The organism is Pseudomonas sp. RIT778 (genome assembly GCF_019718735.1).
GTDB classification, from domain to species: Bacteria; Pseudomonadota; Gammaproteobacteria; order Pseudomonadales; family Pseudomonadaceae; genus Aquipseudomonas; species Aquipseudomonas aphyarum.
Genome location: NZ_JAIHBA010000002.1, coordinates 93,608 through 109,213, shown reverse-complemented (window position 1 = coordinate 109,213; position 15,606 = coordinate 93,608). Strand labels below are relative to the sequence as shown.

11 protein-coding genes are annotated in these 15,606 nt (G+C 62.3%); 7 read left to right on the top strand and 4 right to left on the bottom strand.

Annotation, left to right across the window (positions count from 1 at the left end; all coding sequences use genetic code 11):
- Nucleotides 1-41: 41 nt before the first annotated feature.
- A complete protein-coding gene (locus tag K5E37_RS02010; RefSeq protein ID WP_221532979.1) occupies nucleotides 42-1,232 on the top strand; it encodes a benzoate/H(+) symporter BenE family transporter in 1,191 nt (396 codons plus the stop codon).
- Between the two features lie 60 nt (nucleotides 1,233-1,292).
- Here K5E37_RS02010 and K5E37_RS02005 read toward each other — a convergent pair whose 3' ends face one another.
- Nucleotides 1,293-1,637 (bottom strand): YggL family protein, encoded by a 345-nt coding sequence (locus tag K5E37_RS02005; protein WP_007952029.1) that lies wholly within the window; start codon nucleotides 1,635-1,637, stop codon nucleotides 1,293-1,295.
- A gap of 234 nt (nucleotides 1,638-1,871) precedes the next feature.
- Here K5E37_RS02005 and dacB point away from each other — a divergent pair, with 234 nt between their 5' ends.
- Nucleotides 1,872-3,332: a D-alanyl-D-alanine carboxypeptidase/D-alanyl-D-alanine-endopeptidase gene (dacB, locus tag K5E37_RS02000; RefSeq protein ID WP_039770010.1), complete on the top strand. Its 1,461-nt coding sequence runs from the start codon at nucleotides 1,872-1,874 to the stop codon at nucleotides 3,330-3,332.
- A gap of 203 nt (nucleotides 3,333-3,535) precedes the next feature.
- Here dacB and K5E37_RS01995 read toward each other — a convergent pair whose 3' ends face one another.
- Nucleotides 3,536-5,920 (bottom strand): diguanylate cyclase, encoded by a 2,385-nt coding sequence (locus K5E37_RS01995; RefSeq protein ID WP_221532978.1) that lies wholly within the window; start codon nucleotides 5,918-5,920, stop codon nucleotides 3,536-3,538.
- A 146-nt stretch (nucleotides 5,921-6,066) separates the two neighbouring features.
- Nucleotides 6,067-8,337: a bifunctional 23S rRNA (guanine(2069)-N(7))-methyltransferase RlmK/23S rRNA (guanine(2445)-N(2))-methyltransferase RlmL gene (gene rlmKL, locus K5E37_RS01990; RefSeq protein WP_207985524.1), complete on the bottom strand. Its 2,271-nt coding sequence runs from the start codon at nucleotides 8,335-8,337 to the stop codon at nucleotides 6,067-6,069.
- Between the two features lie 530 nt (nucleotides 8,338-8,867).
- Here rlmKL and rmf point away from each other — a divergent pair.
- Complete coding sequence (gene rmf / locus K5E37_RS01985; RefSeq protein WP_003223300.1) at nucleotides 8,868-9,083, top strand: ribosome modulation factor; 216 nt, start codon at nucleotides 8,868-8,870, stop codon at nucleotides 9,081-9,083.
- A 138-nt stretch (nucleotides 9,084-9,221) separates the two neighbouring features.
- Here rmf and K5E37_RS01980 read toward each other — a convergent pair whose 3' ends face one another.
- Complete coding sequence (locus tag K5E37_RS01980) at nucleotides 9,222-10,241, bottom strand: quinone-dependent dihydroorotate dehydrogenase (RefSeq protein WP_221532977.1); 1,020 nt, start codon at nucleotides 10,239-10,241, stop codon at nucleotides 9,222-9,224.
- A 222-nt stretch (nucleotides 10,242-10,463) separates the two neighbouring features.
- On the opposite strand from K5E37_RS01980, the gene K5E37_RS01975 reads away from it, so the two are divergent.
- The 4 genes from K5E37_RS01975 (at nucleotide 10,464) to K5E37_RS01960 (ending at nucleotide 15,511) form a co-directional block, all read left to right on the top strand.
- The gene (locus K5E37_RS01975) at nucleotides 10,464-11,675 is read left to right on the top strand and encodes a CmpA/NrtA family ABC transporter substrate-binding protein (protein WP_221532976.1); all 1,212 of its coding nucleotides are present in this window, start codon (nucleotides 10,464-10,466) and stop codon (nucleotides 11,673-11,675) included.
- Between the two features lie 15 nt (nucleotides 11,676-11,690).
- On the top strand, nucleotides 11,691-12,266 hold the full coding sequence (locus tag K5E37_RS01970) for an ANTAR domain-containing response regulator (RefSeq protein ID WP_007916390.1): 576 nt from the start codon (nucleotides 11,691-11,693) through the stop codon (nucleotides 12,264-12,266).
- Nucleotides 12,267-12,621: 355 nt separating this feature from the next.
- On the top strand, nucleotides 12,622-13,833 hold the full coding sequence (locus tag K5E37_RS01965) for a NarK/NasA family nitrate transporter (RefSeq protein WP_007952035.1): 1,212 nt from the start codon (nucleotides 12,622-12,624) through the stop codon (nucleotides 13,831-13,833).
- A 7-nt stretch (nucleotides 13,834-13,840) separates the two neighbouring features.
- Nucleotides 13,841-15,511, top strand: a complete 1,671-nt coding sequence (locus K5E37_RS01960) for a bifunctional protein-serine/threonine kinase/phosphatase (RefSeq protein ID WP_221532975.1) — start codon at nucleotides 13,841-13,843, stop codon at nucleotides 15,509-15,511.
- Nucleotides 15,512-15,606 lie beyond the last annotated feature (95 nt).

The window sequence follows — 15,606 nt, the reverse complement described above, 5'->3', positions numbered from 1 at the left end:
TAGCAGCAAATATCTTCATTAGTACAAGGAACGCCGTTGTCATGAACGAAATTACCCACACCCGACTGCGCCCGCTGGCGGACACATCGCCCTCCGCCATCGTCGCCGGGTTCATCGCGATGATGACCGGCTACACCAGTTCGCTGGTGCTGATGTTCCAGGCCGGGCAAGCGGCGGGCCTGACCAGCGGGCAGATTTCGTCGTGGATCTGGGCGATTTCCATCGGCATGGCGGTGTGTTCGATCGGTCTGTCCCTGCGTTATCGCACGCCGATCACGATTGCCTGGTCGACGCCCGGCGCGGCGTTGCTGATCACCAGCCTCGGCGGCGTTACCTACGGTGAAGCGATTGGCGCCTACATCACCTGCGCGGTGCTGGTGACGATCTGCGGCTTGACCGGCAGCTTCGAACGGCTGGTGAAAAAGATCCCGGCCTCCCTCGCCGCCGCGCTGCTGGCGGGGATTCTGTTCAAGATCGGCAGCGAAATTTTCGTCGCCGCGCAACACCGCACCGGTCTGGTGCTGGGGATGTTCTTCACTTATCTCATCGTCAAACGCCGGTCGCCACGCTATGCCGTGCTCGCCGCGCTGCTGATCGGCACCGCGCTGTCGGGGTTCATGGGGCTGCTGGACTTCAGCGGTTTTCATCTGGAAGTGGCGACACCGGTCTGGACCACGCCGCACTTTTCCCTGGCCGCGACCATCAGCATCGGCATTCCGCTGTTTGTGGTAGCGATGACCTCGCAAAACATGCCCGGCATCGCCGTGCTACGCGCCGACGGCTACAACGTCCCGGCCTCGCCGCTGATCACCGCCACCGGCATCGCTTCCTTGCTGCTTGCGCCGTTCGGTTCCCACGGCATCAACCTGGCGGCCATCAGCGCGGCGATCTGCACCGGGCCACATGCCCATGAAGATCGCAACAAACGCTACACCGCTGCGGTGTGGTGCGGGATTTTCTACGGGATTGCCGGGGTGTTCGGCGCCACGCTGGCGGCACTGTTTGCCGCGCTGCCGAAGGAGCTGGTGCTGTCGATTGCTGCTTTGGCGCTGTTCGGCTCGATCATCAACGGCTTGAGCATCGCCATGACCGAGGTGAAGGAACGGGAAGCGGCGCTGATCACCTTCATGGTCACGGCGTCGGGGCTGACGCTGTTTTCCATCGGTTCGGCGTTCTGGGGGATTGTCGCGGGGGTGTTGACCTTGCTGATCCTGAACTGGCGCAAGGCCTGAGCCTCGTTAAAAAGCAGGCATAAAAAAACGGCGACCCTCGGGTCGCCGTTTTTTTCAGTATCACTTGGCCGCGTTGATCGGCTTTTCCGGATACCAAACGTCCAGCAGCGGGCTGATTTCAGTAGAAGTCAGCTCGGAGCGGGTTTTCAGCCAGGCTTCAACAGCAGCGCGCTGCTCTTCGGAGACCGAACCACGCTTCTGCAGGCAAACCAGACCGAAGTCGTCGCCGCCGACATAGCCCAGACCGTTGGCTTCCATGGCTTCTTTGATGAATGCTTCGAGGAAAGCGTCAATGGCTTCTTCGGACAGGTCTTCTTTGAAGCCCAGGTTCAGTTCGAAACCCAGCTCTTGAAATTCATCGACGCACAGTTTTTTGCGCAGACGCTGGGAACGGTTAGTCGCCATTGGAACAATCCTCTTAAGTAATAACGGCCGGCACTTTACCAGTTTAAGCCGGCGATTGCCCGACTCTCTGGGACGTGCGTGCGACCGCCTGTAAAAAAATAACGAATTGGCGCCCTTGCGAAAGGCACAAGCTGTTACACCTTGGGGCATAATGCCGACACTTTCATGACCACTGAGGGCCTTTTCATCCATGTCCTCGTCTTTTTTCCCCTCGGCTGTAGGGTTTTATTTCATATGATCAAATCGTTGCGTCCTCTGCTCCTGGCCGGTCTTCTTCTGCCGCTGGCCTTGCCCGTCTCCGCTGCCACCATCAACACCGCCCTGACCCCCAACGTCGAAAAAGCCCTCAAGGCCAGCAAGCTGCAGCCCACTGCCCTGTCGCTGGTGATGGTGCCGCTGGACGGCCCGGGCACGCCGACCGTGTACAACGCCGACGTCTCGGTCAACCCGGCCTCGACCATGAAGTTGGTCACCACTTACGCGGCGCTGGAAATGCTCGGCCCCAACCATCAGTGGAAAACCGAGTTCTACACCGACGGCGACCTGAACGGCGGGATCCTCAACGGCAACCTCTACCTCAAGGGTGGCGGCGATCCGAAGCTGAACATGGAAAAACTCTGGCTGCTGATGCGCGACCTGCGCGCCAATGGCGTGACCCAGGTCACCGGTGATCTGGTACTGGATCGCAGCTTCTTCGTGCAGCCACAGCTGCCGGAATTCAACGATGACGGCAACGACGAGAACAAGCCGTTCCTGGTCAAGCCGGATTCGCTGCTGGTCAACCTCAAGGCCTTGCGTTTCGTGGCCCGCAATGACAATGGCCGGGTTTTGATCTCGGTCGAACCGCCGATTGCCAGCATCAACATCGAGAACACCGTCAAAGCGCTCAACTCCAAACAATGCACCGGCGGCGTGCGCTACAACCCGGTGCCGCAGGCCGATGGCAGCGTGACCGTGACCGTGGCCGGCCAGCTGGGCGAAGGCTGCAGCTCGCAGACTTATCTGTCGCTGCTCGATCACGCGACCTACACCGCCGGCGCCGTGCGGGCGATCTGGAAGGAACTGGGCGGCAGCATCCAGGGCAAGGATCGTCTGGCCCCGACGCCGAGCAGCGCCAAAGTGCTGGCCCGTGCGTTCTCGCCGGATCTGGCGGAAATCATCCGCGACATCAACAAGTACAGTAACAACACCATGGCTCAGCAACTGTTCCTGAGCCTGGGCCAGAAATTCCGCAACGACGCCGACGGCGATGACGCCAAAGCCGCGCAACGTGTGGTGCGGCAGTGGCTGGCGAAGAAAGGCATCACAGCGCCGCACCTGGTGATGGAGAACGGCTCCGGTCTGTCGCGTTCGGAGCGGGTCAGCGCCCGTGAAATGGCCAACATGCTGCAAGCGGCCTGGCACAGCCCTTACGCCGCCGAGTACATCAGCTCGCTGCCGATTGCCGGCACCGACGGCACCATGCGCAAACGCCTGAAGACCACCGCGATGCGCGGCGAAGCCCACGTCAAGACCGGCACCCTGAACACCGTGCGGGCAATCGCCGGCTTCAGCCGCGACGTCAACGGCAACACCTGGGCGGTGGTGGCGATCCTCAACGACAAGGCCCCGTTCGGCGCGTCGTCGGTGCTGGATCAGGTGCTGCTGGATCTTTATAAACAGCCACGGACGCCGCAGACTGCTTCGGTCCTGTAATCCCCGTAAATGATTGTTCCCACGCTCTGCGTGGGAACAATCATCACAGCCGAAACTGCCGCCCCCCCCCCCCAAAAAAAAAACCTGATTGTTCCCACGCTCCGCGTGGGAATACAGCCCGTGACGCTCTGCGTCACTGGACGCGGAGCGTCCCCGGAGGCATTCCCACGCAGAGCGTGGGAACGATCAGGTGGCAGAGGGACTCAGTTCATCTGCCGCTCGACCCGATCCCGTCCGCCCTGTTTCGCCGCATAAACCCCGGAATCCGCCCGCAGCAACAAAGCGTCCGCGCCCTCCCCGGGTCGCCAGCTGGCAATCCCGAAACTGGCCGTCACCACCCCCACCACATCGATTGGCGCACTGCGCAGGCTTTGCCATAACTCTTCGGCCAGCATGTGCGCGTGATCGCCGTCGATGTCCGGGCACAGCACCATGAACTCTTCGCCGCCCAACCGGCAGAACACGTCGGTACGCCGCAGACGATGGCCGATGCGCTCGCAGACCGCCTGCAACACGCGGTCGCCCGCTGCGTGACCGTACTGATCGTTGATCCGTTTGAAGTGGTCGATGTCGAGCATGATCACCGACAGCTCGCCACCGCCGCGTTCGACCCGGGCCATTTCGGTGGTCAGGCGCTCCTGGAAATAGCGCCGGTTGTGAATGCCGGTCAGTGCGTCGGTCACCGACAGCGCGCGCAACTCTTCTTCGACGCGCTTCAGGTCGGAGATGTCGGAGATATAACCGTGCCACAGCACGCCGCCGCCCGGCAGTTCCTCCGGGGTCGCCTCGCCGCGAACCCAGCGCAGGCCGCGCTCGGGCAGTTGCACGCGGTATTCCTCGCGCCACGGGCTGAGGTTGTCTGCCGAGGCACGGATCGACTTGCGCACGCGGCTGACGTCCTGCGGGTGGATGCGGGTGAAGATGGCTTCGGCGTTGAGCAGCAGCACGTCCGGCTCCAGCTCGTAGATCTCGCGGATGCCGTCGCTGGCGTAGATCACGCTGAAGCGACCGTCGAACTCCATCTTGAATTGATAGATCCCGCCGGGAACGTGGGCGCTGAGTTTCTTCAACAACACGTCCCGCGCGGCCAGCGCTTCATGCACGCGCTTGCGCTCGGTGATGTCGATGCAGATCGCCAGATGCCCGACCCACAGCCCCTGCTCGTCCAGCACCGGCGTGGCCAGCATGTTCACTGGGATGTGGCTGCCGTCTTTGCGCACCAGCGTCCATTCCCGCGCCTCGTGCCCGCCGACTTCGCCACCCTCCACCAGCATCGCCTGACAGGTCGGAATGGTTTTGCCATAACGAGCGCTGAGCTCCGCCGCGCGGGCCACCAGTTCCCGGGGAAAGTGCAGGTTTTCCAGGGTCATGTGGCCGACCACTTCGCTGCTGATATAACCGAGCATCTGTTCGGCGCCGGGGTTGAAGGTGTTGATCACCCCGCGCAGGTCGGTGGCGATGATTGCCACTTGGGTCGCCGCGTTGAGCACCCCGCGCAACTGGCCGTGGGTGCCGCGCAGTTCCTGTTCACGCTCATGCAGTTCCTGAGTGCGCAACTCGACCATGCGCAACGCACGCTGGCGCTGACTGACCAGCACATAAAGCAGCGCGCTCAGCAGCAGACTGAGCAATCCGCCCAGCACCACTACGCTGCCAACCGACGAATGGTTGGCTTGCATGAACGCCTCGCTGGGCAGGATATCCACCTGATAGTCGTGATCGGCCATGCGCACCAGCCGGGTAGCGGACAGATCGCTCGGCGCCGGCTCATTGGTCGATTCGAACAGCACTTCATGCTGATCGTTGGTAGACAGATCAAGAATGCGCACCGACAGATAATCATGGAACGCATCCGGCAAACCGTCCGCCAGCAGCTGACGCATGCTGATGACGGCCATCACGTAGCCGAATGACTTTGTCTCGCCGGGACGCACCACCGGCCCGACCAACAGCACGCCGCGCGCGTAGGCCGGCTCGATCGCCACCAGATGCATCGGCTGCGAGACCGCCAGGCCGCCAATCTGGTCGGCGCGCTCCAAGGTCGTGCGGCGCAGCGGCTGGGCCAGCAAGTCGTAACCCAGCGGCGAGCCGAGCCGGCTCTGGGTCTGGCTGTACAACACCACTACGTATTCATCGCGGGCCGAAGCCAGTTGCAGTTCGCCGCGGGCATTGAGTTCGCGCACGCTGAAGGTGCTCAGGCCTTCATCCCGCGCCCGCTGTTCAAAGGCTGCACGCTCGGCGCCGCTCACCCGCAGGGCGAACGAATAGGCCTGGGTGCGCAGTAATAAAGGTTGGGTGTAGCCGTCGAATTCGGCGCGAGACACCGATTCAGAGTTGGCGAAGAACCGGCGCAAGCCGTCGAGGCGTTGCTCCTGATCCTGAAAACGTTCTTCGATGCGGCTGTAGCGCTCGTTGGCCAGCAGCTGAAAGCGTTGGCGCAACTGGCTGTGAAACTGATTGAGGGTGCCCCAGGCGAGCAGCCCCGTGAGAATCCCGCCGGCGAGCAATACCAGCAGCGCGACCAGCCAGGCCGAGACTTCTTCGCTGATAAAACCCAATATCTTCGGGCGCACGGGGTGCAACGACATAAAAGCCACTCACTACGTCAGCATCTGCGGGAAAAACCCCATCGGCCGTGTGTGAGTTATAGCTATTAGCCACTAATTTGGCTAGCTCTGAACGGATCCAAGAGCCTTTAAAAATCAAGGCTCTGTGGATCCAATTTTGCAGAGTGTCAACGAGCCGTGATTTTCCAGGCGCGGTGGATCTTGCCGTTGCGGGCGAAATCCGGGTCGATGGTGCTGGCGGTGATTTCCTCGACCGCGTAACGCTCGGCCAGGTTGTCTTCGAGCTGGAACTTGCGGAAGTTGTTGGAGAAATACAACACCCCGCCCGCTGCCAGACGGGCCATGGCCAGGTCGATCAACTGCACCTGGTCACGCTGCACGTCGAAGATGCCTTCCATGCGCTTGGAGTTGGAGAATGTCGGCGGATCGATGAAGATCAGGTCGTATTCGTCGCGGGAATTCTCCAGCCACGCCATCACATCGCCCTGCTCCAGACGGTTCTTGTCGGAGAAGCCGTTGAGCGACAGGTTGCGGCGCGCCCAGTCGAGGTAGGTTTTCGACAGGTCGACGCTGGTGGTGCTGCGCGCGCCGCCCTTGGCCGCGTGGACGCTGGCGGTCGCGGTGTAGCAGAACAGGTTGAGGAAGCGCTTGCCGGCGGCTTCTTTCTGGATCCGCATGCGCATCGGCCGGTGATCGAGGAACAACCCGGTGTCGAGGTAGTCGGTGAGGTTGACCAGCAACTTCACGCCGCCCTCGGTCACTTCATTGAACTTGCCCTGGGCCGCCTGACGCTCGTACTGCTTGGTGCCGCTCTGACGCTCGCGGCGCTTGACCACCACGCGGCTCTTGTCGATGTTCAGCGCCTGCGGAATGGCCGCCAGCGCGTCGAACATGCGGATCGAGGCTTTTTCCGGGTCGATCGACTTCGGCGCGGCGTATTCCTGAACGTGCACCCAGTCGTGGTACAGGTCGATGGCCATGGCGTATTCCGGCATGTCCGCATCGTAGACGCGGTAGCAGTCGATGCCTTCGCGCTTGACCCACTTGCCCATCGCCTTGAGGTTCTTCTGCAGGCGGTTGGCAAACATCTGCCCGCCTTCGCTCAGGCGCGGTTGCTCGATCACTGGCGCCGGGGCCGGCGTCGGTTTGATCGGGTTGCCGTTCTTGTTGAACTTGCGCTCTTGCGGCTCGTTCGGCGTCTGATCGTAGGCGGCTTGCTCGCGCTCGGCCTGACGTTGTTCCGGGGTGCGGCGCTCGCCGGTGACGAACTGATCCGGCAGGACTTTGATCAACAGCAGCTTGCACGGCAGCGCGCCGTTCCAGAACGAATACTGTTTGTGGCTGCGGATGCCCATGCGCTTGCCCAGATCCGGCGCACCGGTAAACACCGCCGCTTCCCAGTTCAGGCAGGCCTGACGCAGACGCTCGCCAAGGTTCTGGTAGAGGTACAACAGGCTGGCTTCATCACCTAGACGCTCGCCGTACGGCGGGTTGCAGATGACCAGGCCTTTCTGGTTCTGGTCCGGACGCGGCTCGAAGGTCGCCACTTCGCCCTGATAGATCTTGATCCACTCGCTCAGGCCGGCGCGTTCGACGTTGTTGCGGCCCGGTTGAATAAGGCGTGGGTCGGCTTCATAACCACGAATCCACAGCGGCGGCTTGGCCAGACCGGCAGCAGCACGCTCGACCGCTTCTTCATGCAGTTTTTTCCACAGCGCCGGTACGTGACCGAGCCAGGCGGTGAAGCCCCACTGCTCACGACGCAGGTTCGGCGCCATGTCGGCGGCGATCATGCCGGCTTCGACCAGGAACGTGCCGACACCGCACATCGGGTCGGCCAGCGCGCCACCTTCGGCGGCAATGCGCGGCCAGCCGGAACGGATCAGGATCGCGGCCGCCAGGTTTTCCTTCAGCGGCGCAGCGCCCTGCTGCAAGCGGTAGCCGCGCTGGTGCAGGCTGTGGCCGGAGAGGTCGAGGGACAGAATCGCTTCGCCGCGATCCAGGCGCAGGTGAATGCGCAGGTCCGGGTTGAGCTTGTCGATGCTTGGGCGGTCGCCCTGCGGGGTACGCAGTTTGTCGACGATGGCGTCCTTGACCTTCAGGGCGCCGAAGTGGGTGTTGTCGATGCCCGAACCGTGGCCGCTGAATTCCACGGCCAAGGTGCCGTCGGCCAGCATGTGATCCTGCCAGTCGACGTCGAGTACGCCGTGGTACAGGTCTTCGGCGTTTTTCATCGGGAAACGCTTGAGCACCAGCAGCACCCGGTTGGCCAGACGCGACCAGAGGCACAGGCGATAAGCGGTTTCCATGGTCGCCATGCCACGCACGGCGGAGGTGTGTTCGCGGGCCTCTTCAAGGCCAAGCCCGACGGCTTCCTCGATGAGCAGGCCTTCAAGGCCTTTGGGGCAAGTGAGGAAGAGTTCGAAACGGTCGGACATGGTTTTTCCAGAGCCTTTGGCTAATGAACCGGCAACGCATTGCCGATCCGGTTTTCAATCAGGCGCTTTTCTACAAGAGCGCCCGCGTGGCACGAAGGTGTGCCGTTCCATCCCCGCTGCTCGGGTTAAAAGAGCTTAGATGCCGGGACAGATAAAAAAGTTGAAGCAACAAAATGACTCAAAGCAACCCTTCGTCGAATAGTACCCCAGCGCAAACGTGGGTCATTCTCACTAAAGGATTAACCTCATCATCCAGCGCGGGGCCGATCATACCGGGGTTTGGCCAACAAACACTGGATAAATACGCGGTTACTTATGGCCATAGCATCTTTTTCGTTACGTCCTTATGACAAAACGGTCATTCCATCGATGTGACTCATTGGTTAGAACTGGACACAGGTTGACGTCGCAACGGCGTCAACACCTTGGCTCGCCACGCCGGCAGCGAGCCGCCAACGGCAGAGTTTTTCTGCCAGACCTCAATTGAGGTCGACGCGACAAAAACAGTCAACAAGTGAGGGAAACACCCTATGAGAAGACTTAAGCGTGATCCGTTGGAAAGAGCATTTTTGCGCGGATATCAATATGGCGTTGGTGGCAAATCCCGTGAGCTTTGCCCATTTACTCTACCGTCGGTACGTCAAGCCTGGATCAACGGCTGGCGAGAAGGACGCGGCGACAACTGGGACGGTATGACCGGCACTGCGGGAATCCACAGACTCAACGAACTTCACGCCGTCGGCTGACACAGGGCACTTATTCCGACACGACAATCTGATTTCGCAACACACTGATCACCATGCACGTCCTTCCCGGACGGCGGGCTACGGCCCAGGGGCTCCTTCGAGGAGCCCTTTTTTATGCCTGCCTTTTATTTCCGTCGATCAGCGCTTGGCGGCGATCGCGTCCACGGACTCGCGGATCAGCGCCGGGCCCTTATAGATGAAGCCGGAGTAGATCTGCACCAGGCTCGCGCCGGCAGCGATCTTCTCGGCCGCATGCTTGCCTTCGGTGATACCGCCCGCCGCGATGATCGGCAGTTTGCCGCCCAGCTCGGACGCCAGCACTTTCACGGTGTGGGTGCTCTTCTCACGCACCGGCGCGCCGGACAGACCGCCCGCCTCGTCACCGTGTTCCATGCCTTCGACGCCCACGCGGCTGAGGGTGGTGTTGGTGGCGATCACCGCGTCCATCCCGGTTTCGATCAGCGCTTGCGCAACCTGCGCGGTTTCTTCGTCGGTCATGTCCGGCGCGATCTTGATTGCCAGCGGTACATGCTTGCCGTGGCGCAGAGCCAGCTCGGCGCGGCGCGTGGCCAGGTCCGCCAGCAACTGCTTGAGCGAATCACCGAATTGCAGGCTGCGCAGGCCCGGAGTGTTCGGCGAGCTGACGTTGACCGTGATGTAGCTGGCGTGGGCGTAGACCTTGTCCAGACAGATCAGGTAATCATCCACCGCGCGCTCGACCGGGGTGTCGAAGTTCTTGCCGATGTTGATCCCCAGCACGCCTTTGTATTTGGCCGCCGCCACCCGCGCCAGCAGGTTATCCACACCGAGGTTGTTGAAACCCATGCGGTTGATGATCGCCTCGGCTTCCGGCAGGCGGAAAATCCGTGGTTTCGGGTTGCCCGGCTGCGGACGCGGGGTCACAGTGCCGATTTCGACAAAACCGAAACCCAGCTGCGCAAAGCCGTCGATGGCCGCGCCGTTCTTGTCCAGACCGGCCGCCAGACCCACAGGGTTCGGGAACTCCAGGCCCATGACATTCACCGGCAGCGACGCCGGCGCCTTGCACAGCAAGCCGTTGAGGCCCAAACGCCCGCCCGCGCCGATCAGATCCAGCGACAGATCGTGGGAGGTTTCCGGGGAAAGTTTGAACAACAGCTGACGGGCCAGGGTGTACATGGGCGGCTATGACTCGGGCGGCGAAAAGAGGCGGCGATTATAGCCGGGCATCGCCCCGCCGCGCGAGGCGCACGGGTAAATCCGTGCGCATGGCATATGCCTTGCACCTTCCTCGACATCAGCCCGCAGGCCAATGGTGGCGTGCAGGCAAGGACAATGGCGTCGTCTCTCGGTTTTGCGCGGGCAAAGCCCGGGACGACGTTTTTTTTGAGGGTGGCTTTCATGACTCAAACCTCCGCCGGGCCGCTGGCCTGGGTCAACGGCAGCGATGCCCCGGAAAAAAGCGCGATCAACCTCGGTTTCATGGCCCTGAGCGACTGCGCCTCGCTGGTGGTCGCGGCCACTCAGGGCTTTGCTCAGCCTTACGGCCTGACCCTGAATCTCAAGCGCCAGAGTTCCTGGGCCAACCTGCGGGACAACCTGGTCAGCGGCGAACTCGATGCCGCCCACAGCCTTTACGGCCTGATCTACGCGGTGCATCTGGGCATCGGCGGTGTCGCGTCGACCGACATGGCGGTGCTGATGGGCCTGAATCAAAACGGCCAGAGCCTCAACCTGTCCCACGGTTTGCAGGGCCTGGGCGTGACCGGTCCTGAAGCGCTGCACCACCATGTGCACCAAACCCGCGCAAAACTGACCTTCGCCCAGACCTTCCCGACCGGCACCCATGCCATGTGGCTGTATTACTGGCTGGCGAGCCAGGGCATCCATCCGTTGCAGGATGTCGACAGCGTGGTGGTGCCGCCGCCGCAAATGGTCGCGCACTTGCAGGCCGGACGCATCGATGGCCTCTGCGTTGGCGAGCCGTGGGCGGCCAGCGCCGTGCAGCAGGATCTCGGTTTCACGCTGGCCACCAGCCAGACCATCTGGCCCGATCACCCGGAAAAAGTCCTCGGCTGCACTCGCGCCTTCGTCGAGCAGTACCCCAACACCGCCCGCGCGCTGGTGATGGCGATCCTCGAAGCCAGCCGTTTCATCGAAGAAAGCCCGGAAAACCGCCGCAGCACCGCGCAGTTGCTGAGCGCCCCGGAATACCTCGACGCCCCGGTTTCCTGCATCGAACCACGCTTTCTCGGCGACTACGACGATGGCCTCGGCAACAGTTGGCAGGACCCGCACGCCCTGCGCTTTCACGGCGATGGCGCGGTGAACCTGCCGTATCTCTCGGATGGCATGTGGTTCATGACTCAGTTTCGCCGTTGGGGTTTGCTGCGCGATGACCCGGATTACCTCGCCGTCGCCCGTCAGGTGCAGCAACTGGAGATCTATCGCGACGCGGCGACTGCTGTGGGCGTCGCGGCCTGGGGCAAGGACATGCGCAGCAGCCAGTTGATCGACGGCAAAATCTGGGACGGCAGCGACCCGGCCGCCTATGCCCGGAGCTTCAAGCTCCACGCGCTGAGCGACAGCGCGCCCCTTCTCGCCCACCGCTGACAGGAGACCGCGAACATGCTGCGCATTCTGCTGATCAACGACACCGCAAAAAAAGTCGGACGCCTGAAAGCTGCGCTGACCGAGGCCGGTTTCGAGGTGATCGACGAGTCGGGCCTGACCATCGACCTGCCGGCGCGCGTCGAAACGGTGCGTCCGGACGTGATCCTGATCGATACCGAGTCACCGAGCCGCGATGTGATGGAGCAAGTGGTGCTGGTCAGCCGCGACCAGCCGCGGCCGATCGTGATGTTCACCGACGAGCACGATCCCGGCGTAATGCGTCAGGCGATCAAGTCCGGGGTCAGTGCCTACATCGTCGAGGGCATTCACGCACAACGCTTGCAGCCGATTCTCGACGTGGCCATGGCCCGCTTCGAAAGCGACCAGGCCCTGCGCGCCCAGCTACAGGCCCGCGACCAGCAACTGGCCGAGCGCAAGCGCATCGAACTGGCCAAGGGTTTGTTGATGAAAATGAAGGACTGCAACGAAGAAGAGGCCTACACCCTGATGCGCCGCCAGGCCATGAGCCGCCAGCAGAAACTGATTCAGGTGGCGGAACAGATCATTGCCATGAGCGAGTTGCTTGGCTGAAGCCCTGCCCTGCCTTGATCGTTCCCACGCTCCGCGTGGGAATGCAGCCATGGACGCTCCGCGTCCGCTTCAGAGCATGACGCAGAGCGTCACCGAATGCGTTCCCACGCAGAGCATGGGAACGAGCCACATCGATGTGGCACAAATCTCGCTAAGCAATCCCTACAGGTAACCAACGGCGGTTGCCCCACCTACGACAAAGACGTCGCTCACCTTCTTCGCCCCTTTCGGCGATCCGGGTAGCGGCGTTTTTGCGTTTTGGCCCCACAGCCCGGGGCCGGTGGTGCGGCCGTGGCGGCGCCCCACTGTGCTGGTTCTGACTCCTTCTCGAGATTCTCTACAGCTGAGGTGCGCGATGAATAAAAGCTTCTGGAAATCCGGCCACACCCCGACCCTGTTCGCGGCCTTCCTGTATTTCGACCTGAGCTTCATGGTCTGGTACCTGCTCGGCCCGCTGGCGGTGCAGATTGCCGCCGACCTGCACCTGACCACCCAGCAGCGCGGTCTCGTGGTGGCCACGCCGATTCTGGCCGGCGCGGTACTGCGTTTTGCGATGGGCATGCTCGCCGATCGCCTGTCGCCGAAGACCGCAGGGCTGATCGGCCAGGTGATCGTGATCTGCGCACTGTTCGGTGCCTGGAAACTCGGCATCCACAGTTACGAACAGGCCCTGCTGCTCGGTCTGTTCCTCGGCATGGCCGGCGCCTCGTTCGCCGTGGCCCTGCCCTTGGCCTCGCAGTGGTATCCACCGGAGCATCAGGGCAAGGCGATGGGCATCGCCGGGGCCGGCAACTCCGGGACCGTGTTCGCGGCACTGATCGCCCCGGTACTCGCGGCGGCGTTTGGCTGGAGCAATGTATTCGGTTTCGCCCTGATTCCGCTGATCCTGACGCTGGTGCTGTTCGCCTGGCTGGCGAAAAATGCGCCGGAGCGGCCGAAAGCCAAATCCATGGCCGACTACTTCAAGGCCCTGGGCGACCGTGACAGCTGGTGGTTCATGTTTTTCTACAGCGTGACCTTCGGCGGCTTCATCGGCCTGGCCAGCGCCCTGCCCGGTTACTTCAACGATCAATACGGCCTGAGCCCGGTGACCGCCGGTTATTACACCGCGGCCTGCGTGTTCGGCGGCAGCCTGATGCGTCCACTGGGCGGCGCGCTGGCTGATCGTTTCGGTGGGATTCGCACGCTTTTGGCGATGTACACGGTGGCCGCAGTTTGTATCGCAGCGGTCGGCTTCAACCTGCCAAGTTCCTACGCGGCACTGGCACTTTTCGTCTGCACCATGCTCGGTCTCGGCGCGGGTAATGGCGCGGTGTTCCAACTGGTGCCGCAACGTTTCCGTCGCGAGATCGGTGTGATGACTGGCCTGATTGGGATGGCCGGCGGCATCGGCGGTTTTGCCCTGGCGGCCGGCATGGGCGCGATCAAACAGAGCACCGGCAGCTATCAACTGGCGCTTTGGCTGTTCGCCAGCCTTGGCGTGTTGGCGTGGTTCGGTCTGCACGGGGTCAAACGTCGCTGGAGAACCACCTGGGGTTCGGCGGCCGTGACCGCTGCCCGGGTCTGAGGCCCGAATGGCTCTGCAACTGAGCTTCGCCGAAGCCAGCGCCACCGGCCCCCGCGCGGAAAACCAGGACGCTTTGCGCCTGGTGACCCCGGCCCCGGCGCTGGCTGCCAGCAAGGGGTTTCTGTTCGCCATCGCCGACGGCGTCAGCCAGTGTGCCGATGGCGGGCTGGCCGCGCGTTCGACCTTGCAGGCGCTGGCACTGGACTATTACGCCACCCCGGAAACCTGGAGCGTGGCCCAGGCCCTCGATCGTCTGCTGCTCGCACAAAATCGCTGGTTGCAGGCCAACGGTGGCGGCCAGCCGCTGCTCACCACGGTCAGTGCGCTGGTCATGCGTGGCAGACGCTTCACGCTGGCGCATGTCGGAGATTGCCGGGTCTATCGCTGGCACGCCGAGACCTTGCAACGGATCAGTGAGGATCACGTCTGGGATCAACCGGGCATGCAGCATGTGCTCAAGCGGGCATTGGGGCTGGATCAGCATCTGGTGCTGGATTTTCTCGATGGCGAACTGCGTGACGGCGAATGTTTCGTGCTGCTCAGCGATGGCGTGTGGGCGGCGCTTGGTGATACCGCCATCGCCGGAATCCTGCGAGATCAACCGGACCTGCAAGGTGCCGCACAAACTCTGGTCAACGCTGCGCACCTGGCCGGCAGTCAGGACAATGCCAGTGCGATGTTGGTGCGGGTGGATGCTGTTGGCGAGGCCAGCCTCGGCGATGCGCTGATTCATTTGCAGCAGTGGCCGCTGCCCCCGCCGCTGAAACCGGGTCAGGTCTTTGAAGGCTGGCGGGTTCAAGAGGTTATAGGTCGCAGCCAGCAATCATTGCTGTATCGCGTGCTCGATGGTCAGGGCCAGGCCTGGCTGTTGAAGACGTTGCCTGCACAACTGGCAGACGATGCCCAGGCCGGTCAGGCCTTGCTGGCGGAGGAATGGTTTCTCAAACGCGTCGCCGGGCGGCACTTCCCTGAAGTCCATAGCGCCGGCCAGCGTCAGCATTTGTACTACGTGATGCGTGAATACTCGGGGACGACCCTGGCTCAGTTGTTCGAGCAAAGCGGCCCGCTGCCACTGGCTCAGTGGCAGGATCTGGCCGAACGCCTGCTGCGGGCTGTCGGCCTGTTGCATCGACGGCAGATCCTGCACCGCGACATCAAACCGGAAAATTTGCACCTGGGGGACGACGGCGAGTTGCGTCTGCTGGATTTCGGTCTGGCGTATTGCCCCGGTCTGTCGCAGGACGCACCGTCAACCTTGCCAGGGACCCCGAGCTACATCGCGCCGGAAGCCTTTCAGGGTGAAGCACCCAGCGCACAACAGGATCTGTATGCGGTGGGCGTGACTTTGTATTTTTTGCTCACCGGGCATTTTCCCTACGGCGAGATCGAAGCCTTCCAGCGCCCGCGTTTCGGGGTGCCGGTGAGTGCCGGTCGCTATCGCCCGGATCTGCCGGAGTGGCTGGCGCAGTGTCTGGAGCGCGGTGTGGCGACCGATCCTTTGCAACGCTATGAAACCGCCGAGGAATGGTTGCTGATTCTGGAGCAAGGTGAGCGCCGCAGCCTGAGTGTGCGCCCTCGCCCCTTGCTGGAACGTGAGCCGCTGAAGGTCTGGCGGACACTGGCGTTACTGGCACTGCTGGGCAATCTGGTCCTGCTGTTTCTGCTGTTTCATGGCTGATGCGGCGCTCCATTAACGGGCGTGCCGCTTCCATTCAGTGCAAAAACCACAACGAACATCTGGCCAATTCCAGCTTTACCCCAGTGAATTCGCGG